Source organism: Catenuloplanes japonicus, assembly GCF_000717135.1.
In the GTDB taxonomy this organism is placed as follows: Bacteria; Actinomycetota; Actinomycetes; order Mycobacteriales; family Micromonosporaceae; genus Catenuloplanes; species Catenuloplanes japonicus.
In genome coordinates this window covers 167099-188651 of sequence record NZ_JNXY01000025.1, presented here as the reverse complement: position 1 = coordinate 188651, position 21553 = coordinate 167099, and the positions used below count along the sequence as shown (strand labels likewise).

Annotated in this window: 25 protein-coding genes and 1 pseudogene; 10 read left to right on the top strand and 16 right to left on the bottom strand. The window is 70.3% G+C overall.

Going from position 1 to position 21553, the window contains the following annotated elements; genetic code table 11:
• The first annotated feature begins 119 nt into the window (after positions 1-119).
• A complete protein-coding gene (locus OP04_RS31410; RefSeq protein ID WP_051799391.1) occupies positions 120-1361 on the top strand; it encodes an EAL and HDOD domain-containing protein in 1242 nt (413 codons plus the stop codon).
• Here the strand turns inward: OP04_RS31410 and OP04_RS31405 are convergent.
• Genes OP04_RS31405 through OP04_RS31390 form a run of 4 tightly spaced genes read right to left on the bottom strand, consistent with a single transcriptional unit; the run spans position 1311 to position 5497 of the window.
• The gene (locus OP04_RS31405) at positions 1311-2261 is read right to left on the bottom strand and encodes a MerR family transcriptional regulator (RefSeq protein ID WP_033343502.1); all 951 of its coding nucleotides are present in this window, start codon (positions 2259-2261) and stop codon (positions 1311-1313) included. The genes OP04_RS31410 and OP04_RS31405 overlap by 51 nt on opposite strands.
• A complete protein-coding gene (gene idi, locus OP04_RS31400; protein WP_033343501.1) occupies positions 2251-2832 on the bottom strand; it encodes an isopentenyl-diphosphate Delta-isomerase in 582 nt (193 codons plus the stop codon). The genes OP04_RS31405 and idi overlap by 11 nt, the downstream gene beginning before the upstream one ends.
• On the bottom strand, positions 2829-4313 hold the full coding sequence (gene crtI / locus OP04_RS31395; protein WP_033343500.1) for a phytoene desaturase family protein: 1485 nt from the start codon (positions 4311-4313) through the stop codon (positions 2829-2831). The genes idi and crtI overlap by 4 nt, the downstream gene beginning before the upstream one ends.
• Before the next feature lie 29 nt (positions 4314-4342).
• On the bottom strand, positions 4343-5497 hold the full coding sequence (locus OP04_RS31390) for a polyprenyl synthetase family protein (protein ID WP_033343499.1): 1155 nt from the start codon (positions 5495-5497) through the stop codon (positions 4343-4345).
• A 67-nt stretch (positions 5498-5564) separates the two neighbouring features.
• On the opposite strand from OP04_RS31390, the gene OP04_RS31385 reads away from it, so the two are divergent.
• From OP04_RS31385 to OP04_RS31375, 4 genes are all read left to right on the top strand, one after another.
• Positions 5565-6497, top strand: coding sequence for a phytoene/squalene synthase family protein (locus OP04_RS31385; RefSeq protein WP_033343498.1), 933 nt, complete (start codon positions 5565-5567; stop codon positions 6495-6497).
• Complete coding sequence (locus OP04_RS31380) at positions 6494-7822, top strand: cryptochrome/photolyase family protein (RefSeq protein ID WP_033343497.1); 1329 nt, start codon at positions 6494-6496, stop codon at positions 7820-7822. The genes OP04_RS31385 and OP04_RS31380 overlap by 4 nt, the downstream gene beginning before the upstream one ends.
• Before the next feature lie 341 nt (positions 7823-8163).
• Entirely contained in the window at positions 8164-8286 is a 123-nt protein-coding gene (locus OP04_RS56565) for a hypothetical protein (protein ID WP_269746720.1), read from the top strand.
• A 43-nt stretch (positions 8287-8329) separates the two neighbouring features.
• Entirely contained in the window at positions 8330-8536 is a 207-nt protein-coding gene (locus OP04_RS31375) for a hypothetical protein (RefSeq protein WP_033343496.1), read from the top strand.
• Positions 8537-8602: 66 nt separating this feature from the next.
• Here the strand turns inward: OP04_RS31375 and OP04_RS31370 are convergent, their stop codons facing one another.
• The 5 genes from OP04_RS31370 to OP04_RS31350 form a co-directional block, all read right to left on the bottom strand.
• The gene (locus OP04_RS31370; RefSeq protein WP_033343495.1) at positions 8603-9124 is read right to left on the bottom strand and encodes a hypothetical protein; all 522 of its coding nucleotides are present in this window, start codon (positions 9122-9124) and stop codon (positions 8603-8605) included.
• 9 nt (positions 9125-9133) lie between these two features.
• Positions 9134-9697, bottom strand: a complete 564-nt coding sequence (locus OP04_RS31365) for a hypothetical protein (protein WP_157240634.1) — start codon at positions 9695-9697, stop codon at positions 9134-9136.
• 243 nt (positions 9698-9940) lie between these two features.
• Positions 9941-10618 carry a DUF2786 domain-containing protein gene (locus OP04_RS31360; protein ID WP_033343493.1) on the bottom strand — a complete coding sequence of 226 codons (678 nt, stop codon included), beginning with the start codon at positions 10616-10618 and terminating at the stop codon, positions 9941-9943.
• A gap of 9 nt (positions 10619-10627) precedes the next feature.
• Positions 10628-11017, bottom strand: a complete 390-nt coding sequence (locus OP04_RS31355; protein ID WP_033343492.1) for a hypothetical protein — start codon at positions 11015-11017, stop codon at positions 10628-10630.
• Positions 11018-11115: 98 nt separating this feature from the next.
• Entirely contained in the window at positions 11116-11517 is a 402-nt protein-coding gene (locus OP04_RS31350; protein WP_051799411.1) for a PaaI family thioesterase, read from the bottom strand.
• 118 nt (positions 11518-11635) lie between these two features.
• On the opposite strand from OP04_RS31350, the gene OP04_RS31345 reads away from it, so the two are divergent.
• The 3 genes from OP04_RS31345 (at position 11636) to OP04_RS31335 (ending at position 14083) form a co-directional block, all read left to right on the top strand.
• Positions 11636-12976, top strand: a complete 1341-nt coding sequence (locus tag OP04_RS31345) for an ABC transporter substrate-binding protein (RefSeq protein ID WP_033343491.1) — start codon at positions 11636-11638, stop codon at positions 12974-12976.
• Between the two features lie 123 nt (positions 12977-13099).
• Entirely contained in the window at positions 13100-13654 is a 555-nt protein-coding gene (locus tag OP04_RS55935) for a hypothetical protein (RefSeq protein WP_232323806.1), read from the top strand.
• Positions 13655-13834: 180 nt separating this feature from the next.
• Positions 13835-14083, top strand: a complete 249-nt coding sequence (locus OP04_RS31335; RefSeq protein ID WP_033343490.1) for a hypothetical protein — start codon at positions 13835-13837, stop codon at positions 14081-14083.
• Positions 14084-14087: 4 nt separating this feature from the next.
• Here OP04_RS31335 and OP04_RS31330 read toward each other — a convergent pair whose 3' ends face one another.
• From OP04_RS31330 to OP04_RS31310, 5 genes are all read right to left on the bottom strand, one after another.
• Positions 14088-15398, bottom strand: coding sequence for a PrsW family intramembrane metalloprotease (locus OP04_RS31330; RefSeq protein ID WP_232323805.1), 1311 nt, complete (start codon positions 15396-15398; stop codon positions 14088-14090).
• On the bottom strand, positions 15395-15952 hold the full coding sequence (locus tag OP04_RS31325; protein ID WP_051799390.1) for a hypothetical protein: 558 nt from the start codon (positions 15950-15952) through the stop codon (positions 15395-15397). The genes OP04_RS31330 and OP04_RS31325 overlap by 4 nt, the downstream gene beginning before the upstream one ends.
• Positions 15953-16085: 133 nt before the next feature.
• Entirely contained in the window at positions 16086-16880 is a 795-nt protein-coding gene (locus OP04_RS31320; protein WP_232323804.1) for a class I SAM-dependent methyltransferase, read from the bottom strand.
• Between the two features lie 221 nt (positions 16881-17101).
• Positions 17102-17311 carry a BldC family transcriptional regulator gene (locus tag OP04_RS52185; protein WP_033343489.1) on the bottom strand — a complete coding sequence of 70 codons (210 nt, stop codon included), beginning with the start codon at positions 17309-17311 and terminating at the stop codon, positions 17102-17104.
• Between the two features lie 379 nt (positions 17312-17690).
• Positions 17691-18533 carry a hypothetical protein gene (locus OP04_RS31310; protein WP_033343595.1) on the bottom strand — a complete coding sequence of 281 codons (843 nt, stop codon included), beginning with the start codon at positions 18531-18533 and terminating at the stop codon, positions 17691-17693.
• A 165-nt stretch (positions 18534-18698) separates the two neighbouring features.
• Here OP04_RS31310 and OP04_RS48660 point away from each other — a divergent pair.
• Positions 18699-19541, top strand: a pseudogene (locus OP04_RS48660) (Leu/Phe/Val dehydrogenase).
• A gap of 139 nt (positions 19542-19680) precedes the next feature.
• A complete protein-coding gene (locus tag OP04_RS31300; protein ID WP_033343488.1) occupies positions 19681-19905 on the top strand; it encodes a DUF3073 domain-containing protein in 225 nt (74 codons plus the stop codon).
• A 194-nt stretch (positions 19906-20099) separates the two neighbouring features.
• Here the strand turns inward: OP04_RS31300 and amcA are convergent, their stop codons facing one another.
• Complete coding sequence (gene amcA, locus OP04_RS31295; protein ID WP_033343487.1) at positions 20100-20330, bottom strand: multiple cyclophane-containing RiPP AmcA; 231 nt, start codon at positions 20328-20330, stop codon at positions 20100-20102.
• Positions 20296-21402, bottom strand: coding sequence for a cyclophane-forming radical SAM peptide maturase AmcB (gene amcB, locus OP04_RS31290; protein ID WP_033343594.1), 1107 nt, complete (start codon positions 21400-21402; stop codon positions 20296-20298). Before amcB ends, amcA begins: the two co-directional genes overlap by 35 nt.
• Positions 21403-21553: the final 151 nt, after the last annotated feature.

The window sequence follows — 21553 nt, the reverse complement described above, 5'->3', positions numbered from 1 at the left end:
CCGCCGGAGGCATGAGAAGCATATGTCATGCCTTGGCCCGCCTCCAAATCAGTATCCCCGCGCGCCGCCCTCGCCGGAAATATCCGGAAAAAGGGTTCACAGGGGGCAGAATACTCACTATGAGCGATGAGTCCGATGCAGACGGCGATCTCGCGCAGTCCGTACACGTCGGGCGACAGCCGATCTGGTCGACGGACCGGCGGCTGGTCGGGTACGAGCTGCTGTTCCGCGGGGGTGCGGGCATCACGGGCAGCTTCGCGACCAGCCAGGTCATCGTGAACGCGTTCACCGAGTTCGGCCTGTCCGAGATCGCCGGCGACCGCCTCTGCTTCATCAATATGACCAGGGAGTTTCTCACCGACGAGCTGCCGCTGCCGTTCGGTCCGGGGCAGTCGGTGCTGGAGGTCCTGGAGACCATCGTGGTCGACGACGAACTGGTCGCGGGCGTGGAACGACGGGTCGAGCAGGGGTACGCGATCGCGCTCGACGACTTCCTGCTCGGCACCGGCCACGAGCGCCTGATGGGCCTGGCCGACTACGTGAAGCTCGACATCCTCAACACCGGCAAGGAAGACCTGCACCGGATCGCCGAGGCCTGCCGGGCGTACCCGGACATCACGCTCCTGGGTGAGAAGGTCGAGACCGAGGAGCACCTGGCGCTCTCCGAGGAGCTGGGCTGCCAGCTCCTCCAGGGTTATCTGCTGGGCCGCCCGCAGGTGCTGTCCGCGCAGGCGCTCTCGCCGTCCAAGTTCAGCCGGATCCAGCTGATGGCCGCGCTGCTCAAGCAGGACGTGGAGATCGAGGAGGTCGTGTCGCTGGTGACCCAGGACCCGGCGCTCTCGTTCCGGCTGTTGCGGGCCAGCAACTCGGTGGCGTCGGGAGTCACGAACCGGGTCTCCTCCGTGCACGAGGCGGTGGTGATGCTCGGGATCGCGCAGGTGCGCCAGTGGGTGGCCCTGATGGCCCTCAGCGACGTGTTCGACTCGACCGAGGGGCCGGTGGACGCCGCGCTCTCCCGCGCCCGCATGTGCCAGCTGGTGGCCGCGGAGCTGCATCAGCCGACGGACGCCGCGTTCACCGTGGGCCTGCTGGACCGGGTGGCGGACCTGATCGACGTGTCGTCCGACGAGCTGGCCGGGCAGCTGCCGCTCTCCCCGGAGGTGTCGGCGGCGCTGTCCGACCAGGTCGGCGGGCTGGGGCGGGTGTTGCGGACCGTGCGCGCCTACGAGAGCGGCGACCTGGAGTCGATCCGGGAGACCGGGATCGACCCGGGCGTGCTGACGACGAATTTTCTCGCGGCGGCGGGCTGGTCAACCAACGCGATCGACGCGCTCTACGCCGGTTCCGCTCCGCGTCAGTAGCGGCAGCACCAGGCGGACCGCATCGTCGAGCGAGTGCGGCGTGGCGGTGCCGGTCGGCAGCCCGGCGCGGTCCCAGCCGGGGCCGGCCGCGATCAGCAGCATCGCGTGGCGTACCCCGGACATGAGCTTGTGAAGTTGATCTCCACTGCCGGTGGCGGGCAGCTGCGACCAGATCACCACCGCGACCGGCGCGGTGCGGCCGACCGCGTCCGTGAGCGCCATGGTCGGCACGCGCGCGCCGAGCAGCCGGCAGGTCGCGCCGTGCTCGGCGAGTGCGGCGGCCAGCGCTTCCAGCGGCAGGCTGTGCTGTTCCTCGTCCGCGCAGGCCAGCAGCACCTGCGGTGACTCTCCGTAGACATCGGGCCGGGTGACCGCGCCCAGCGCCTCGGACACGCAGCGGGACAGCAGGTGTTCGACCTCGACGTACCGGCCGGTCGCCGCGTACCGCTCCCCTATCCCGACGAGCACCGGAACCAGCAGCTCAGACCAGGTTTGGATGACGCCGGTCTCGGTGATGGAGGCGGCGATCAGCTCGCGCATGGCGGGCGCGTCGAGCCGCATGGCCGCGGTCGCCAAGCCTCGCGCCGCGGGGGCGGCGTAACCGAGAGCAATGGCATGCCCGCCGCCGTGCCGCGCCTCAGGATCAAGATCCAAAACCTGAGGGGGTACGCCCGGCGCGCGCGTCGCGAACCGGGCCGCCTCGGCCGCGGGGATGCCGTCCGCGGTGAGCCGCCGCATCACCTCCAGCCGGGCGAGATCCTCCTCGGTGTAGCGGCGGTGCCGGCCGCTCTCGTGGCGGCTCGGGCCGAGACCGTACCGCTGATGCCAGGTGCGCAGCGTGGTGACCGCGATGCCCAGACGGTGCGCGACCGCCCCTGCAGTCAGGCCGTCATCGCCCACCCGACCGCTCCGCGGTTGATATCGGCGTCTCGGCCTCGACCAGCGCGAGCAGGTGCTTCACCACGCCGGAGAACCACGGCGCGAAGGCGCGGTCGTCGCCGTCCAGCTCCGCGCGCAGCTCGGCCGGGCCGACCCAGCGCAGCGCGGCGACCTCGGACGGGTCCGGTGCGATCGTGGCGCCGGCCGGGAAGCGGCCGAGCAGCACGTGGTCGTACTCGTGCTCGACGCGCCCGGTCGCCGGGTCCTCCGCGTAGTACAGGTGCACGCCGATCTCGGTCAGCTCCACCGGTGCGGCGCCCAGCTCCTCGCCGAGCCGCCGGTTCGCGGAGACCGCGAGCGACTCGCCCGGCTCCGGGTGGCCGCAGCACGCGTTCGCCCAGCGCAGCGGGAAGCGCGTCTTCACGGCGGCCCGCTGCTGCAGCAGGATCCGGCCGTCGTCGTCCACGAGCAGCACCGAGAACGCGCGATGCAGCCGGCCGGGCGCGACGTGCGCGTCGGCGACCGTGGCACTGCCGTGGGGACTGCCGTCCTCCCCGACCAGTTCCACGAGGTGTTCCTCACGTGAGGTCATGCGGTGCTCCCGGTGATCCGCGCGGCGGCCAGCTTTCCAGAGATCAGAACCATCGGTACGCCGACCCCGGGCTGGGTGCCCGAGCCGGCGAACACGACATTGTCTATCGAGGGGTGGAGGTTGCCCGGCCGGAACGGTCCCGTCTGGAACAGGTTGTGCGCGGCCGCGAACGGTGTGCCCGCGGCCATGCCCTGATCGGCCCAGTCCGCGGGCGTGATCGTACGCATGACCTCCACGCCGTCCCGGAAGCCTATGTATCCGCGCTCCTCCAGCGTGGCCAGCAGCTGGTCCGCGTACCGCCCGCCGAGGCCGCCGCGCCAGTCCAGCGGGCCGGTCTCCAGGTTCGGCGTCGGGGCCAGGATGTAGTAGCTCTGCCTGCCCTCGGGCGCGGCCGACGGATCGGACCGCGACGGGTTGCAGACCAGCAGCGACGGGTCGCTCATCAGCTCGCCGCGCTTGATCACCTCGTCGAACGTGCCGCGCCAGCTCCGCCCGAAGTGGATGTTGTGGTGCGCGATCTTGGAGTAGGCCCGGTCGGAGCCGACGTGCAGCACCACGCAGGACGGCGAGTACTTCAGCCTCCGGCGCGGCGCGGTGCCGGGCAGCAGGTCGCGGTACGCCACCGGCAGGTCCGGGTTGAGCACGAACGCGTCCGCGGTGACCCGGTCCCCGTCCGCGGTGATCACCGCGATGGCCCGGCCGTTCGCGGTCTCCACCCGGCTCACCGTGGTGTTGTAGCGGATCTCCACGCCGTGCTTCTCCGCCGCGGCCGCCATGCCGCGCGGCACCGCGTGGATGCCGCCCTTGGGGAAGTAGACGCCGGCCACGGAGTCCAGGTACGCGATGACCGCGTAGATCGCGAGCGCGTCGTGCGGGGCCAGTCCGGCGTACATCGCCTGGAACGAGAAGACGCGCTGCGTACGCGGGTCCTTGAAGTACTGGTTGACCTTCGACTGGAGCCGCCGCATCGCGCCGCTGCCGAGCAGTTTCAGCATGCCCAGGTTGACCAGGTCGCGCGGGGAGTCGAGGTTGCGGTCGATGAAGTCGTCGCGTTCCAGCGTCCACAGGTTGCGGGCGAAGTCGACGAAGCGCAGATATCCGTCGGCCTCGCGCGGGCCGCAGACGCGGGAGATCTCGCCGGCCATCCGTACCGTGTCCGCGATCACGTCCATGGTCGAGCCGTCCGGGTAGAACGCGCGGTACGCCGGGTTCAGCGGGTGCAGCTCGACCCAGTCGGACAGTTCCTCGCCGACCGCGGCCAGCGGTTCCGCGATCAGCTCCGGCATGGTGAGCACGGTCGGCCCGGTGTCGAACGTGTAGCCCTCGGCGTCCAGCCGCCCGGCCCGCCCGCCCGGCACCGGCTCGCGCTCCAGGATCGTCACGCGCCGACCGGCCCCGGCCAGGTGCAACGCGGTCGCGAGCCCGGCCAGCCCGGCGCCCACGATCACCACGTGATCCGTGGCCCCGCTCACCGTACGCATACGTGTCCTTCCGTTCTGCTGCACGGCAATCATGCCTGGCGCTGGGTCGCGGTGACGGCCAACCCGGTCAGCATGTCGCGCGTCGCCTCGTCGATGGGTGCGCGGCGCAACGCCTGAAGGCCCGCGGCCACCCGCTCCTCGATCATCTTCTCCACCCGCTCCGGCGCGCCGGTCTCCGCCACCACCCGCGCCGCGTGTGCGACGTCGGACTCGGTCCGCAGCTCGCGGTCGAGCTCGGCCAGCTGCGCGGACGTGGCCATCTCGCGGGCCAGCATGAGCAGCGCGGTCGGTTTGCCGGCGAGCAGGTCGTCCCCGGCCGGTTTGCCGGTGACGGCGGGCTCGCCGTAGACGCCGAGCAGGTCGTCGCGGAGCTGGAACGCCTCACCCACGCCCAGGCCGTACCCCGTGTAGGCGTCCTTGATCGCGCGGGACCGCCCGGCCGGGCCGAGACCGGCCAGCGTGAGTCCGAAGTGGAGCGGCCGGAGCACGGTGTAGGCCGCGGTCTTGTGCCGCGCGACCCGCAGCGCGCGGGCCACGGACCAGCTGCCCGGCTCCGACTCACCCAGGATGTCCAGGTACTGCCCGGCGATGGTCTCTATTCGCATCTGGTCGTAGCAGCGCCGGGTGTCGAGCAGCACGGCGTCGCCCACGTCCGCGGCGCCGAGCAGCCGGTCGGCCCAGACCAGGCAGAGGTCGCCGATCAGCACGGCCGCGGCCTCGCCGAACCGGGCCGGCGAGCCACGCCGTCCGGCCGCGACGTGCTGGGCCTCCAGCAGCCGGTGCGCGGTGGGGTGGCCGCGCCGGGTGTCGGAGCCGTCCATCACGTCGTCGTGCACCAGCGCGAACGTGTGCAGCAGCTCCAGCGCGGCGAACGCGGGCAGCACCGCGCCGACCCTCCGCTCCGACGGGCCGGCCGCGCCGCGCCAGCCCCAGTAGGCGAACGTCGGGCGCAGGCGCTTGCCGCCGGCCAGTACGCAGTCGCGCGCGGTGCGGGCGAAGCCGCCGAGCGCCGGGTCCATCTCATCCAGCGCCGCGATCTCCCGTGCGAGGAAGTCGGCGAGCGTGCCCTCGACGGTCTCGATCAGGTTCAGCGGCATGGCAGGCACAGGGGGTTCATGTGATTGATCCTGGTGGGGTACGGGCGGCATACCGAGCGCATGCAGGGCGAGCGTGTCGTTGGCCACCCCAGGCACGGTACCCTAGGATCGGTAGTTGCGTCGATTCGTGAGTCGATTCACCGTCAGGAGCGGCATGGACCTGTCAGAGAGCTACGCGCGCTGCCGTGAGCTGCACCGCGAACACGGCCGCACCTACTACCTGGCGACCCGGCTGCTGCCCGCCTGGAAGCGCCGCCACGTGCACGCGCTCTACGGCTTCACCCGGCACGCGGACGAGATAGTCGATCGCACCGAGAGCCTGCCGCCGCAGCGCCGGGCCGAGCTGCTCACCGAGTGGTCCGACCGGTTCCTGGCCGGTCTGCGCGGCGAGCCGGTCGACGACCCGCTGCTGCCGGCGGTGCTGCACACGATCGCGGTCTTCGACCTGGACCTGGCCGACTTCGACTCGTTCCTGCGCAGCATGGCAATGGACCTGACCGTCACGCGGTACGCCGGCTACGACGACCTGGTGGCGTACATGGAGGGCTCCGCGGCCGTGATCGGCACGATGATGCTGCCGATCCTGGGCACGGACGACCGGGCCGCCGCGCGCGAGCCGGCCCGGCAGCTCGGGTTCGCGTTCCAGCTGACCAACTTCATCCGGGACGTGGCCGAGGATCTGGAGCGCGGCCGCGTCTACCTGCCGGAGGAGGATCTGACCCGGTTCGGCCTGACCGCGGCGGACCTGTACGCCTGCGCGGCCCGCGGCTCGTCCACGCCGGAGGTGTCCGCGCTGATCGAGTTCGAGACCGCCCGCGCGCAGGAGCACTACGCGGCCGCGGCGGCCGGCGTGACCATGCTCGCCCCGGCGTCCCAGGCCTGCATCCGCACTGCCTTCCTGCTCTACGGCGGCATCCTGGACGAGGTCGCGGCCGCCGGGTACGACGTCTTCACCCGCCGCGCCACCGTGCCGAACCGTCGCCGGGCCGGCGTGGCGGCCCGCGCGCTGCTCACCCCGTCCGGCACGCCTGTCCCGATCCCGGGCCCGCGCCTGGACCGCGAGACGATCCTGGCGGGCAGCCGATGAAGACCGCCGTCGTGCTCTTCACCCGCGACCTGCGCGTGCACGATCAGCCCGCGCTCGCGGCCGCCTGCGCGAACGCGGAGCACGTGGTGCCGCTGTTCGTGCTGGACCCGGCGCTGCTCGGCCGCTCCGCGAACCGCGACCGGTTCCTCCACCAGGCGCTCGCCGACCTCCGGGCGAGCCTGAAGGACCGCGGCGCGGACCTGGTCGTCCGGCACGGCGACACGGTGGCCGAGACGATCACCGTGGCGAAGAAGGCGGAGGCGGAGGGCATCGCGCTCTCCGCGGACGTGAGCCGCTTCGCCGTGCGCCGGCAGGACCGGCTGCGGGAGGAGGCGGAGCGGCACCGCATGTCGCTGCGCCTGCTCCCGGGCGTGACCGTGCTGCCGCCCGGCGAGGTCAAGCCCGGCGGCGGCGAGTTCTATCGCGTTTTCTCACCGTATTTCCGGGCGTGGGAGCAGGCCGGGTGGCGGGACGAGGTCGCCACGCCCCGGAAGATCAGCCTGCCGCCGGATGCGGGCGCGCTCGGCGGGAAGCTGCCGGACCCGCCGCCAGGCGAGTCGCCGGACGCGGCCGAGGGCGGCGAGACCGAGGCGCGTCGGCGGCTGAAGACCTGGATGACCCACATCGACGCGTACGACGACCAGCACGACGCGATGGCCGACGACGACACGTCGCGGCTCTCCGCGTACCTCCGCTTCGGTTGTCTCTCCCCGCTCTCCCTGGCGAACGCGGCCCGGAAGAAGGGCGGGCCCGGCGCCGCCGCGTTCGTCCGGCAGCTCTGCTGGCGCGACTTCTACTACCAGGTCACGGCCGGCTTCCCGGACATCTCCGGCAAACCGATGCGCGAGCGCGGCGACACCGGCTGGCGCCACGACCCGCATGCGCTGGAGGCGTGGCAGAGCGGGCACACCGGCGTGCCGATCGTCGACGCGGGCATGCGGCAGCTGCAGGCCGAGGGCTGGATGCACAACCGGGCCCGGCTGATCACCGCGGCGCTGCTCACCAAGCACCTGAGGCTGGACTGGCGGGACGGCCTCGCCTGGTTCTTCCGGTGGCTCATCGACGGCGACGTGCCGAACAACTCGGGGAACTGGCAGTGGGTCGCCGGCACCGGCAACGACACCCGCCCGCATCGCAAGTTCAACCCCATCAGACAGGCGCAGCGGTACGACTCGGAGGGCGACTACATCCGCCGCTACGTCCCGGAACTTGCCGGCATCAAGGGCCCGGAGGTCCACCTGCCCTGGCGCCTGGACGGCTTCGCGAAGCTCGGTTACCCGCCCCCGCTCGAGTCCCACGGCGACGAGGCGGTCTGGCTCCGGTGACGGTCCGGCCGAGGTGAGGCGGGGCGCTACCCGTGGACAAGGGGGTGTTCCACGGGTAGCGCCGGGGGAGCGGTGGATCGACGGTCACGGGCACCAGCCCTGCCCGTCCGTCGCGCTCCGTCCTGCCGTGCCTGCTGTATCGGTAGACCGCCGGAGCGGCTGAGGAATCTCTGGCGAAAGATTCTCCGGGGCACCGGCGATCCGGGTGCGGGCGATGGCCTCCCGGACACACGCACCCGGCCTGATCAGGCGATTCTTGCCCAAACCACTCCCTGGACGACCCTACGCAGTGGACACTGGTGCTACGGATCGCCGCTCGGACAGCATCCAGGGAGCTCGCCATGACCCAGCCCATTCCACCGGACTTCGTCGCCCCCGAGATCCAGCCCGCGAAACCCGCTCCTGCCGGCAGCACCGGGTCGCCGCCGCCCGCCGCCCCCTCCCCGGTCCCCGCAACCCGGTAGAGGACATCAGCCCTTAAATACCGAAAAAAGGGTAGAAAGGGACATGGCCTCTGCAATCGCGGTGATCGTCGTCGTTGCCCTGCTGGCGGTGATCGCCAATCTGAAGGGCCGCCTCTGGCTGGCGGTCGTCCTGGTCGCGGTGCTCGGGGCGCTCGCCAGCAACACCCCGGGCCCGCTCGGCCAGTACGCGGACCGCGGCGCCAAATGGGTGCTCTCCGTCCCCAGCCGGATCGGCGGACTCCTGGACTGACCATGATCAAGGCGTCCTTCACGCCGTGAGAACGACGTGAAGGACGCCTTGATCACCGGCCGTGGGTCAGAGCGTGGTCGCCTTGACCTTCCAGCTGCTCGTGAACGGCGCGCCCTGGCAGCGGTCGCCCGCGTCCCCGCTCAGCGCCACCGCGCCGATCAGCCGGATCGTCCGGTCCGCACCGGCCGGGATGACCACGCTGTCGAACTCCGCGCCGTCCGTGATCGAGACCGGCACGTCCGCGATCAGGAACCGCCCGCACGCGTCCTGCACACCGTCGTCCGCGAACCGGAGTTCCGCGTTCGTGATGCTGTTGTTCGAGACCTGCACCGCGATCTCGTTGTCGTTGCGGACCGGGATGACGATGTCGGCCGCGTGCTTGTCGCCCGGCCAGAGCCCGGTCTCCTCACCCGCGTAGTCCGTGGCCGGCGTGCCGACCTCCAGCGGCCGCAGGCTCTGCGCGGACCCGGTGATCGACCCGCTGGACACCGTGGTGTTGAACGCCGCGTACGCGATCCCACCGGTCAGCACGGCCGACACCGCCAGCCCGGCCGCCACCAGCACCATCCGCTTGTCGGTGCTACCCATGACTCTCCTCTATGGAACGGGTGTGGGGACCGGCGCGCTCGTCGCCTCGGTCACCGGCGACGGTGACTCCGCCGGCGACGCGGTCGTCTCTACCGGCGGCGGTGGCGAAACAGACGGGGCCGCGGTCGGCGTCTCCGAGACCGGGGCGAGCACGGGCGACGGGACCGGCGCGGGCGTGCCGGGCGCCGGGAGGATCACGATCGGTGTGCCGCTGATGAACGCGACCGGCACCGGCGTACCGCTGATCGATGCGACCGGCACCGGCGTGACCGCCTGCGGCGTGCCCGGGACCGGCGAGAGCATCACGGTCGCGACCGGCCGCCCGTCCGGCCCGATGGTGGTCTGCACGGCCACCCCGATCTGCGGCGCGGCCGCGCTGGGCGTCATGGTCACGCCGTCCACGCTCACCTCGGTGGTGGTGGTCCAGCCCGAGGCCGCCACCGCGACGCTGCCCATGCCCACGATCGCCATCAGGCCGGTGGCCGCGAGCACCACAGCCGGCATGCGTTGTTCCTGCCAGACCCGGCTCTCGACCAGCCGTTTGTACGCGTTGGCAGGCCCAGTCTCCGGCACGTTCCCGCTCCCCCGGTCAAAAGATCAAGATCCAGCGTGGGTACGGCGTGCGGCCGCTCCCCTATGCCCACAATCCTCTCCTAGCGGGCATACCGGAGACCCTAAGGAAACAGATCTAAACGGACAATTAACGTCCTTGCCTACGCGCCGGACGGCAGGCAGGCGTGAGCGTTCGACCGACCCTGAAAGGGGTAAAATAACCCGATTTCCCATAATATGGGCACTGGCTGCGGTAGGGCTCGCTCAGTCCGCGATCGACGCGGCGCCGCCCAGGTCCGCCCGGGTCCCGGCGACATATCCCTGACGCAGACCACCACCGGCCAGCCGTCGCCGGCTCGCGGTCCGCAGCTGCGGATAGCTCTCCGACACGCGCGCCTCGACCCGGTCCGAGCGGTCCACCAGCACCAGGTCCGTCGACGTGCCCGCCGCCGCGGCCGCCGACGCCTCCGCCTGCCGGAGCCGGCCCGAGACCGCGGAGGCGAACCCGGCCAGCCAGGACCGGCGGAACGCGGCCGCGTTCTCCCAGGGCGGCACCGGGGCGGCCGCCATCCCGTGCGCGGCTTGGACCAGCAGCGACGTGTAGAGCAGTTCGGCGCGCTCCAGGTCGCTGCCGAAGCCGAAGAGGTGCATGGTCCACGTGTCGCGCTCGCGACGGCGCACGGAACGGCAGCGCAGCGCGCCGGCCACGCCCGCCAGCAGACCCGCCTTGTCCAGCGCGTACGGCGCGAGCAGCACCACCACGCGGTCACCCACCAGGTCGGTGCCGGGCTCGCGGGCGGCCAGCAGCGCACGGTCGACGCCGTACTTCGCGATCAGGTCCGCGGCCTTGGCCGTGAACGCCTCCGCCTCGGCCGGCGTGCACGCCGGGTCCTCGGCCTTCGCCAGCAGCTTGCGGACCTTCGACAGGATCTGGTCGGACATGTGGAACGGTCAGTCCGCGCGCCGCTTGAGCGTGGCGACCGCGGAGCCGGCCAGCGTCAGCAGGCAGTCCGGCAGCTGGCCGTCCGCGAGCGCGGCGCCGAAGAGCGCCTCACCGGTGGGCATGTCCGAGTTCGCATACGCACTGACGAACCGGGCCACCCAGCGGGCGTCGTAATTCGCCTGGTCGATGCCGGGGAAGTCCAATGTCCATGCTCCAGCGGGGACATCCACGCCGACCATGGCCGCGGCGAGGCACCAGGCCAGGTTGTACGCCCCGACGACACCGTCCCGGTCGACCACCGCGTCGAACGTGGTGACCACCGCATCACTGTCACCCGCCAGCGCCAGGTGAAGCACCTGCGCCGCGTCATCAAGCGACTCCGAGGGAAGGTCCGTCACGTCCGGAAGCCTATGTCGAAGGGTCAAGGCTTCGGACAGAGATGCCCCAGGACGGCACATTTGCTTAAGGAGGTCTCAAAGATGCGCAACTACGGTGATCAGGGACGACGCAGCTGACAGGTGATACGCGCCGTGCACACACGGTCACCGGACTCGTCAGTGATAATGATCTCATAAGTTGCTATGGACACACCCCGGAAGATCGGGGTAGCGACGCCGGTGACGGTCCCGTCCCGTACCCCCTTGTGGTGGGTGGCATTGATGTCCACGCCCACGGCGGCGGGCCGGCCGACCGAAAGCCCATGTCGCATGGCCCCCAAAGAGCCCAGCGTCTCCGCGAGCACGCAGGACGCCCCGCCGTGGAGCAGGCCAAACGGCTGGGTGTTGCCCTGGACGCGCATGGTCCCGATCACACGATCGGCGGACACCTCTGAGATCGTTATCCCCATCAGGCGAACCAGCTCGCCCTGATCGGCGTATCCATCGACAAGATCAGACATGGCAACCCTCACCATCAGTGACGTTACTGCTGAGTTGGATTGTGCTCTCAGCGTCATCGGCAAAGCGGCTAAAGCGCGCTAATGTGCGCACGGCGACCCTTGGGAGGAGGAACTCCAAATGCACATCCGACGTGGCACGGCCATCGCCGCTGCCTGCGCGGCTCTGCTTGCGGGAGTCTCGGCGTGCGGCTCGACCGAGGGATCCTCGGAGAGTGGCGTGGCTGCCGGACCGGTTCAGCTGTACGGCACAGACGGTAACATGATCAGTTCTTTCGGTGATGAGTTCGATCAGCCGGGCACGCTGAGGGGCATGAAGGGCACCACGCCCATGACCCCGCTCACCGACGACTTCAAGGACCGCCTCAAGGGTGTCTCCCCGGACCTGGCGGACTATGTCTACTCCGGAGAGACCTACGACGCGGTGCTGATGAGCGCGTTCGCCGCCGAGCTCGCCGGGTCGACCAAGCCGACCGCGATCGCGGAGCAGTTGATCGGCATACCCACCGGCGGCACCCCGTGCGACACCGCGAAGACCTGCCTCGCGCTGGCCAAGGCCGGCAAGGACCTGGCGTACCGCGGCGTCTCCATGCGCAGCGGCGGTTTCACCGACGCGGGCGAGCCGTCCGTGGCCAGCTACGCCACGCTGCACTTCGACGGCCAGGACCAGCTGGACGAGGGCAAGATGGAGTTCGTCGGCGCCGGTGACGAGACGCAGACCTCCACCAAGTCCGTGCAGCCCGGCACGCGCGGCACCACCCCGGCCAGCACCGGCGCGCCGCTGAAGATCGGCGGGCTGCTGCCGAAGACCGGTGACCTGAAGGGTGCCTACCCGCCCATGGCCGCCGGCGCCGCGCTCGCCATCAAGGAGGTCAACGCGGCCGGTGGCGTGCTCGGTGAGGACGTGGTCTTCGTCGAGGGCGACGACGGCACCAGCGCCGAGGTCGCGAAGGCGACCGTCGAGTCGCACGTGAAGGACGGCGTGCACGTGATCCTGGGCGCGGGCGCGTCCGGCATCTCCACCGCCGTGCTGCCGCAGGTCAAGGCCGCCGGCCTGGTCCTCTTCTCGCCGTGCAACACCGCGTCCAGCCTCACCGGCGCGGACGACGGCGGTCTCTACTTCCGCACCGCGCCGTCCGACGTCATGCAGGGCGCTGCGCTCGGCGACGTGATCCTGCGGGACGGGCCGAAGCGGATCGCGATCGTGGCGCGCAACGACGAGTACGGCAGCGGCCTCGAGGAGAACCTTCGGGCCGCGCTGGACCGCTCCGGCGTCTCCGGCGACAACCTGCTGGCACTCACCTACGACCAGCCGAAGGACGAGGCCGGCAACGTCGACTTCGCCGCCGGGGCCGAAGAGATCAAATCGTTCAAACCGGACGCGCTGGTCTTGATCGGGTTCGCCGAGTCCGCCGACGTGATCAAGGCGCTGATGTCCGCCGGGGTCGAGTTCAAACACTGACCGTTGGGCCAGGTCAGGGGTGGCACATTTCCGGGATGTCCCTTCGCGGCGCGACCTCGTAAGTTCTTCTCAGCAGCCGCGAGGTGCAGCGAAATTGAGTAGCCGCGAAGGGATACCACGGACATGAGCAGCGAATTCACCCCCGACGACCTCCCCACCGACGTTGACACCACGGCCGACGAGGGCCTGGGCCTGAACGACACCGGCCTGGACGACCCGCACGCCGCGGCCCCGATCGACACCGACTCGGACCTCACCTCGGGTGAGGACGGCGTCCTGCTCGTCGAGCAGACGCTGACCGGCGAGACCAACGTCTACATGGACACCGACGGCGACGGCTTCGCCGACCTGGTCGTGTCGGACCTCGACAGCGACGGCAACGCGGACGTCATCTCCGCCGACACCGACGGCGACGGCCGGATCGACACCGAGCTGTACGACGTCGACGACGACGGCGTGATCGACGCGGGCGTGCAGGACACCAACGCCGACGGCGTGGCGGACGTCTTCATGAGCGACACGAACCACGACGGCTCGCCCGACGTGGTCGAGGTCGACGAGGACTACGACGGCGAGGTCGACTACTCCGTCCGTGACACCGACTTCGACGGCAACGCCGACGAGATCGTGATCCCGGTCGGCCCGAACACCCCGGTCAACCCGTACGCGGCCGGCTGAATCCGGCCGTAAGCGAGTGACTGGCGGGCGCCGACGCTGGGTAGTAGACGACCCGTGTGGGAACGGAGGATTTTCTCCGCACGCGGGTCGCGCGAGGCGCGCGATCGGCCCTACGGTGAACCAGCGCTGCACCCTCACGATTCAGCGCACCCTCGAACGCCTTCGGGAAGGATGCCCGCCATGACCGAGCCGCAGGAAACCGTCGAGACGCGCGGTGACGACCGGGTCGACCTGCTCGCCGCCGACACCGACGGGGACGGCCGGCCCGACGTCTGGGTGGCCGACACCGACGGGGACGGCAAGGCCGACCTCTTCCAGTTCGACACCGACGGCGACGGCAAGGTCGACATCACCATGGTCGACCTCGACGAGGACGGCACGCCCGACGCCGTCGTGGACGGCGACGGGGGCCACCCGCCCACCGTCTGAGGCTTTACCGCCCGCCCAGGGCGGAGATGGCGGCCCAGACCACCATCATGACGATTCCGGCGGCACCGGCCAGCGTGAAGACGCTGCGCACGGTGCCGCCTTTCTCTTCGGGAGCCCTGGCCTCCGGATGGCCCAGGCGGACCAGGCGCGCCCGCTGTGCGCGCACCTCGCGGGAGAAACGGGCCACCGCCGCGGTCTCGCCGTCGCCGTTCGCCCGGCTCAGCGAGACGGCCAGGTGAGCCTGGGCGCGCTGCAGCTTCCGCACGGCGTGCCGGCCGCGCATGCCGGCCCGGCCGTGGGCGTGCTCGCGGGCGGCGGCCCGGCGGGTGCCGGAGCCGAGCGCGCGCAGCTCCGCCTCGGTGGCGATCTCCGGGTCGTTCAGGCGGGCCAGCTGTGCCACGTAGTACTCGGCCTCGCGTTCGTGGGCGCGGCGGACCACGTAGGCGATCAGCAGCAGCGGCGGGATGCCCTTGACCACCAGGATCAGCAGCACGCCGAGCGCGCCCTCCACCGGCCCGTCCAGCAGGATCGGCGTGTTCCACAGGAAGTGGCAGGCCCAGGAGCCGGTGAACGCGAGCGCGGCGACGCCGATCCGCCACGACAGCCGACGGTCCGTGCGCACCACCAGGTAGCCGACGCCGAACCCGGCCAGCGCGCCGAAGAGCGTGTGGCTCCAGAGCCCGGCCAGGAAGCCGCGCAGGAAGAACGTGATCACGACCGGCGAGACGCGGTCGCCCTGGCCCTCCACCGCGACCGCGTTGACGGCGAAGACCACGTCCTCCGCGACCTGGAAGCCGAGACCGACCATCGCGCCGTAGACCACGCCGTCCAGCGGGCTGTTCACCTGCGCGCCCGCGACCAGCACGATCGCGAAGACGCCGAGCACCTTGACGGTCTCCTCGACGGTCGGCCCGACTATCGCGGCGCCCCAGGCGGTGGCGAACTCCGGCGAGATCAGCTTGGCCAGCACGTTGTGCAGCGCGCCGGAGCCGGGGATCGCCACGGCGGTGGCCACCAGCGCGCCCCAGGCGAACGCGGTGACCAGGAGCGTGGGCGGCTCCCGCTCCATGAAGTCCAGACCACCCACGAAGATCCAGAAGGGTACGGCGTAGAGCGCGAACAGCGCGACCGCGACCACGGTGGCGACCGGGTAGACCGTGATCGACTCACGCAGGAACACCGCCATCCGCACCATGCCGACCGCGAGTAGCAGCGTGAGCACCCAGAACGCGGGCATCAGCAGCGCGCCGCGGCTCAGCGCGCCCTCCGGCGTGGGCAGCACCTCGTTGCCGCCGTCGCCGGGGATCGCGCTCACTCCGTACCCCGGAAGGTTATTGATCGTGTGGAGGCGTCGATCGCGGGGCGGGCCGCGGACAGCTGCGGGTCGGTGCCGCTCACGGTGACCTCGATGGAGCGTTCGCCGGCCAGGAAGACCGCGTAACGACCGCCGCGGCCCGGCGCGCTGTAGCCGCCGGCCAGACCGCGCAGCTCGCCGTTGGCGGTGTCGATGTCCGCCTCCCGGCCGACGACCTGGTAGCCCCGGTTCGCGACGATCTTCCGGCGGAGCTTGTCGGCCGCGTCGGTCAGCCCGCCGTCGAACGGCTGGACGACCACGGCGTAGCGGATCGGGCCGACCAGGAAGAGCACGGAGCCGCGATCGTCGCCCGGACGCGTCTGGGTGAGGTCCAGCAGCGCGCCGGGCGGCGGGATCACGGTCACGCCACCGCCGACGTCGTAGGGGACGCCCGCGGGCACCGCCTGGGTGGAGTCCAGCGACCGGTCGAAGGCGGGCAGGCCGAACGCGAGCAGACCGAGCACGAGCACGATGGAGCCGCTGCCGAGCCCGTTACGCAGCAGCCGACGCCACATACCCACACATAGACGCTAGCGGTTGCGGTAACGATTCGTGGCGCTCTTCTCACGGATCGTCCGAGCAGGTGGGCCGATTTGTCGACTTTTTCTTTCGGAGCGGCCGAGTGGCCGAGCGATTCCGGCTGTTCTGTCAGCCTTGCAGCGTCAGTGTGGCGAGATAGTACGGACGGTCGGCATCGTCCACATCGGTGAGCCGCCACCGCGAGCCGGCCACCAGCGTGCGCAGCTCATCGACGGAACAGACCAGGTAGTCGAACCAGTCCGTGGTCAGCTCGCGGTAACGCAGCCGCAGCCGCAACTGCCCGCCCAGACGCCCGCGCGACCGGTTGAGCTCGTGGTAGCCGACGTGCACCGGATCCGTGGTGCCGTAGGGGTCGGTGCCGTGCGCGATCACCTGCGCGCCGGGCGCGGCCATGGCGGCCAGCGCGTCCAGGAACGCGGTGGCCCGGTGATGGCCCTCCAGCAGCCCGAGGTTGTTGCCGAGCAGCAGGAACGTGTCGTAGCGGACGCCCTCGTGCGCGTGCTCGTCGACCGTGGCCAGCACCGTGTCGCGCAGGCCGCGACGGCGGGAGACCCGGATCGCGCCGGGCGAGACGTCCAGCCCGGTCACCGGCGTGCCGGCCTCCTGCAGCGCCAGCGCGATCCGGCCGCCGCCGGTACCGATGTCCAGCGCCCGGCCGCGCACCCGGCTCAGCGCCCGATGGTCGTGCGGCTGCCACTCGTCCGGCCCGGCCAGGTACTGGTCCGCGGGGGCGCCGTTGATCAGGCCGTCCTCGCGCTCGATGATCTCGATGACCGGGCGTGGCACGCGGCCGCCGGCCAGCGGGCGCGGACCGACGCCGGTCCGGATCGCGTAGGCGTCGCGGAGCAGCTCGCCGAACACGTCGCCGACACGCGGCCTCGGCACGATCTGTTCGTTGTTCACGCCCGGAAGCCTGTCAGATGGGAGACAACGATTTCGCCCGCCGCGCGTTGAGCCGTTCGGAGACCGATTGCGTATGTAAGGTCAGCGAGCCACAACCGAAGAGAGAACCGATCAGAGTCTTCGCCCTCCCGCAGACAGAGCGAAGGCGGAGGAGCACACGGAAAGTCCGTGATTCCCTCCGCCCTGGCACTACCTACCGGCGGGTCGTGAAGAGCTGTCCGTCAGTCACCCTGACGCTGCGTGGGGATTTGCCCCTGCAGCAGGGCGCGAACCTCAGACTCACGGTAGCGTCGGTGGCCACCCAGCGTCCGTATAGCGCTGAGTTTGCCCGCCTTCGCCCACCGGGTCACGGTCTTCGGGTCGACACGGAACATCGACGCGACCTCGGCCGGCGTGAGTAGCGGCTCTGGTTCGTGCGTACGCGATGCCATCGGTCACTCCTCCACAGATACCTAAAGACATCGGCCGGGGTCCCGCCGGCCGACGCGTCTTTCATGGTCCGGCTAGTCCCCGATGTCCGACATGGGCCGAACGGACCAACGTCCCTGGATGGACGGATGAGCCATGACCGATTTATTGCGATTTTGTACGCCCAATACCTACTTATTTGGACGCTAAGTCACGCTTGGTAGCTGACTACTCACGAGTCTAGCCCTCCATGGGAGCGCGTCCATGGTCCGATTCGACCCGCAATGTTCACCATTTGCATGACATATCGATCCGGCGCCAGTCGATCGAGGGCTACCCCTACAAGAAGACGGCCGCGGGTAGGCGTGTCGTCACGCCCCGCGGCCGTCTAAATCGTCGCTCTCAGTTACATCGCTCCAGAAGCTGGACCGCCCGCCACCGCGCGACGAGCTTCTCGTACGCCTCGGTGGCGCCCTCGGAATCACCGTTCGCCAGACCGGCGAGGCCGGCCGCGACCAGCGACGGCGAATCGTCACCCTCCAGCTGATCGTCCGGCAGCAGATTCACCAGGCCGCCGTAGTCCAGCTCCACCACCGAGCGCGGGTGGAACTCCTCCAGCCACCGTGCGCCCTCCTCCACCGCCTCGGTGATCGGCGCGTCGCCCACGGTCTTGCGCAGCACCGACACGCCGCGGTGGGCACGCCGGCGGGCCTTGGAGATGTCGGTGCGGAAGCGCAGGCTCCGGCGGCCGCGGGGGCCGGTCACCAGCTCGCGCTCGCTCTGGTCCACGAAGACGAACCAGCGCAGCGGCACGCCCCACGTGGAGGCCTGCTCGTGCACGCGCGGCACGCCCTGCTCCAGCACCCGTGCGCCGCTGCGCCAGTCGTCCACCACGGCCTTGGCCTGGCCCGCCAGGATCGGCGGCACGAACGCGTCCGCGAGGACGGCAGGGACGCCGTCACGGGCGGAGAGCGCGGCCTCGGCGACCCGGAGCTTCAGGTTCCACGGACAGACCAGGATCGTGTCCTCGTCCTCCAGCACGTAGGCCTCGTCGGGGAGGTCGGGCAGCCGGGTCCAGCCGGCGCCGAGCGCCTCCAGGACCGCGGTGCGCTGCCGCCCGGGGCCGTCGCCGGTCGTGATCGCCCGGCCCTCCCGCGCGTACCGCCGCCAGAAGAGCTGACGTTCCCGGTCGAAAGCGGTCAAGGGCTCGTAGACCCGCAGGTACGACGCGAACAGTGACGACACGGCCCGATCCTTCCACGCCGCGGTGAAGAGCTCGCCCACAGCATCTCCGATCACGGTACTTATCGCCCACTCCAACGCCGAAGTCCTAGGGTTTGTAGAGGCACCGACAAACCTGCCTACGTCCTACCCGCCCCACAAGGGCGCCGCTACCGTCAGGGAGCAGAGATGTCCTTCTTCGCCAACGTCGACGACCAGGGACTGACCGGTCATGAACAGGTCGTCTTCTGTCAGGACAAGCAGTCCGGACTGAAAGCAGTCATCGGCATCTACTCGACCGCACTGGGCCCCGCGCTCGGTGGAACCCGCTTCTTCCCGTATCCGGACGAGGCGTCCGCGGTCGAGGATGTGCTCAACCTCTCACGCGCGATGGCCTACAAGAACGCACTGGCCGGACTGGACCTCGGCGGTGGCAAGGCGGTCATCTGGGGCGACCCCGAGCAGCTGAAGAGCGAGGCGCTGCTGCGGGCGTAGGTCGGCAAGTATCTGGTGGGGCATCTGATCGAGGACGGCGCGTCGGTGGTCGCCACGGACGTCAGTGCGGTGTCGCTGGAGTGGGCGCGCACGACGTACCCCCAGGTGGATCTGGTTTCTGACACGGACACGCTGATCACCTCGGACCTGGACGTCTACGCGCCCTGTGCGCTGGGTGGCGCGTTGAACGACGAGTCGGTGGCGCGACTGCGCGCCAAGGCCGTCGTGGGCGCGGCGAACAATCAGCTGGCACACCCGGGCGTCGAGAAGCTGCTGGAGGAGCGCGGGATCCTGTACGCGCCCGACTACCTGGTCAACTCCGGTGGCGTGATCCAGGTGGCCGACGAGATCGAGGGCTTCAATTTCGAGCGCGCGAAGCTCCGGGCAAGCAAGATCTACGACACGACGAAGAAGATCCTGCGCCTCGCGGAGGCGGACGGCGTGCCGCCGGCGGTCGCGGCGGACCGGCTGGCCGAGCGCCGAATGGCCGAAGTCGGGCGGCTTCGGGGGATTCTTCTGCCGCGCCGGGGCTTTTAACGACGCGCGAGGGGCAACGTGCGCTACCCGAGGTGCCGAACGTCGCCTCGCCCATGTACCGTAAGAGCCACGAGAGATGCCTGACGTCATCGGGGCCCGCCTTCGGGCTGCCCCGAATTCTGTGCGAGGGGGTCGAGCCATGGGGCGCGGCCGAGCCAAGGCCAAGCAGACGAAGGTGGCGCGGGAGTTGAAGTATCACTCCCCGAACACCGACCTCGCCGCCTTGCAGCGGGAGCTTACCGGCGGTCCGAATTCGGGCCACGACATCGACGACGAGCAACAACCGCGCGTCGACGATGACGACGAGGACGATACCGCCGACGACGACACGGATTCGTGGTCGTCGCCGCGGCGACGTCATTGATCGCTGGGCAACACTGAGCACGCGGGCCCCCCGCGTGCTCATGTGCGTCCGCATTCACCCTGAGGTGTTTCCACACCCCTCGCGGTGATGACGCGTGCGCGCATCCAGCGGTCTTCGTCATTCGTGGCGTTCATACAGAGGACCGGCGGATCGTTGCAGGGCAACTGCGACGATCCGCCGGTGTTCCGTGCCTATCAACGGCTGGGGCGGTTGTTCCAGTTGTAGAAGGTGGGGATGTTCTCGAAGTGGTTCCACGCGCACACGGCGCTGGAGCCGTCTGCCTCCGTGCGGCGGGAGCGTGCGTCAGCGGCCACTTCCAGCAGCGCGGCCAACCCGGTACCGGCGCTCCGGACCCGTTCGGCCACCGAGCCGGGAGCCTCCTCGGCGGCGTTATCCGGCTGCCGAGGGTTGGTGATCTCGGGCATGGTGCAGCACTCCCTCCAGTAAGCGGATCTTGCTGTTGCGGCAGTGGTTCGTCTCCGTGCCGTCGAAACGCCCGTGCTCGAAGTACCGGTTGGCGGCATGCGCGCCGCCGCAGAACTCGAAGTACGGGCACCGGGCACGGCACGCCTCCACGCCCGCCAGAAACTCGCCGATCCACGGGGTCGACGTCGCCTCCGCCAGGATGTGCTCCAGGCTCCGCTCCAGCACGTTGCCGCTGGTGAAATCGCCGTACCGCGGATCGGAGAAGCCCGCCAGCTCCGGCGAGAGCAGCACCACCGCGCCGTCGTGCGCGATCGTGGGGATCGGGTCCAGCCGGCGCGGCAGCAGCGCGCTCGCGGTGCCGTCCAGCACCGCGGCCGCGTACCGCAACGACAGCTCGATCTCCCGCAGGTGGATGCGCGGGTCACGGCGCCAGGCCGCCACCAGCTCCGACCAGAACGCGGTGACCGCCTCGGCCGGGAAGTCGTTGTCGCGCTTGTTGACACCCTCCTGCTCCTCGACGTTGATGCCGAGCACGTCACAGCCGAGCGCGAGGAAGTAGTCGTAGATCTCGGTGGCGAGCCCGGGATAGGGCGCGCCGACCACACAGAGTGCGGAGTAGTCGATGCCGTGCCGGCGCAACGTCTCGATGCCCCGGGCGATCCGGTCGTATGCGGGCCGGCCGCCCCGGGTGACCCGCTCGCCGTTGCGCTCGCGCGGCCCGTCCACACTCACGCTGACCCGCATGTCGTGCGCGGTGAAGAAATCGCACCACGCGTCGTCGATCAGCGTCGCGTTCGTCTGCACGTGGTGCTCGACGCCGGGCGCGAACGGGGCCATCAGCGCGGCCAGGTGCTCCCGGCCCGCGGCCAGCGGCTCACCGCCGTGCCAGACCACGGAGAAGCGGACATCCGCGGCCCACCTGTTCACCGGGATCGCGACCGCCTCGGCCACGGAGACCGGCATGCGCTTGTCGACGGCACGGAACGGCAGATAGCAGTACGTGCAGTCGAGATTGCACAGCGTCGTCGGCTGCATCACCACATAAGACGGTACGGTGGCGATCCCGCGCATGCCCGACTCGCCCACCGCACCTCCTCGGCCAGGACCGACGCTCAGGTGAGCGCCGGGTTATGCCGTTTCAGGCTAGGCGTCCATGTCCAGCCGGGTGAACCCCTCATCCCATATCTGGAGGATCACCCATGCAGCGTGCAACCATCCGGGG

Coding starts and splice junctions, on each gene's coding strand:
- OP04_RS31410 (WP_051799391.1), top strand. CDS start 120: ATGAGCGATGAGTCCGATGCAGACGGCGATCTCGCGCAGTCCGTACAC.
- idi (WP_033343501.1), bottom strand. CDS start 2,832: ATGACCTCACGTGAGGAACACCTCGTGGAACTGGTCGGGGAGGACGGC.
- crtI (WP_033343500.1), bottom strand. CDS start 4,313: ATGCGTACGGTGAGCGGGGCCACGGATCACGTGGTGATCGTGGGCGCC.
- OP04_RS31385 (WP_033343498.1), top strand. CDS start 5,565: ATGGACCTGTCAGAGAGCTACGCGCGCTGCCGTGAGCTGCACCGCGAA.
- OP04_RS31380 (WP_033343497.1), top strand. CDS start 6,494: ATGAAGACCGCCGTCGTGCTCTTCACCCGCGACCTGCGCGTGCACGAT.
- OP04_RS56565 (WP_269746720.1), top strand. CDS start 8,164: ATGACCCAGCCCATTCCACCGGACTTCGTCGCCCCCGAGATCCAGCCC.
- OP04_RS31375 (WP_033343496.1), top strand. CDS start 8,330: ATGGCCTCTGCAATCGCGGTGATCGTCGTCGTTGCCCTGCTGGCGGTG.
- OP04_RS31370 (WP_033343495.1), bottom strand. CDS start 9,124: ATGGGTAGCACCGACAAGCGGATGGTGCTGGTGGCGGCCGGGCTGGCG.
- OP04_RS31360 (WP_033343493.1), bottom strand. CDS start 10,618: ATGTCCGACCAGATCCTGTCGAAGGTCCGCAAGCTGCTGGCGAAGGCC.
- OP04_RS31350 (WP_051799411.1), bottom strand. CDS start 11,517: ATGTCTGATCTTGTCGATGGATACGCCGATCAGGGCGAGCTGGTTCGC.
- OP04_RS31345 (WP_033343491.1), top strand. CDS start 11,636: ATGCACATCCGACGTGGCACGGCCATCGCCGCTGCCTGCGCGGCTCTG.
- OP04_RS55935 (WP_232323806.1), top strand. CDS start 13,100: ATGAGCAGCGAATTCACCCCCGACGACCTCCCCACCGACGTTGACACC.
- OP04_RS31335 (WP_033343490.1), top strand. CDS start 13,835: ATGACCGAGCCGCAGGAAACCGTCGAGACGCGCGGTGACGACCGGGTC.
- OP04_RS31325 (WP_051799390.1), bottom strand. CDS start 15,952: ATGTGGCGTCGGCTGCTGCGTAACGGGCTCGGCAGCGGCTCCATCGTG.
- OP04_RS52185 (WP_033343489.1), bottom strand. CDS start 17,311: ATGGCATCGCGTACGCACGAACCAGAGCCGCTACTCACGCCGGCCGAG.
- OP04_RS31300 (WP_033343488.1), top strand. CDS start 19,681: ATGGGGCGCGGCCGAGCCAAGGCCAAGCAGACGAAGGTGGCGCGGGAG.
- amcA (WP_033343487.1), bottom strand. CDS start 20,330: ATGCCCGAGATCACCAACCCTCGGCAGCCGGATAACGCCGCCGAGGAG.
- amcB (WP_033343594.1), bottom strand. CDS start 21,402: ATGCGCGGGATCGCCACCGTACCGTCTTATGTGGTGATGCAGCCGACG.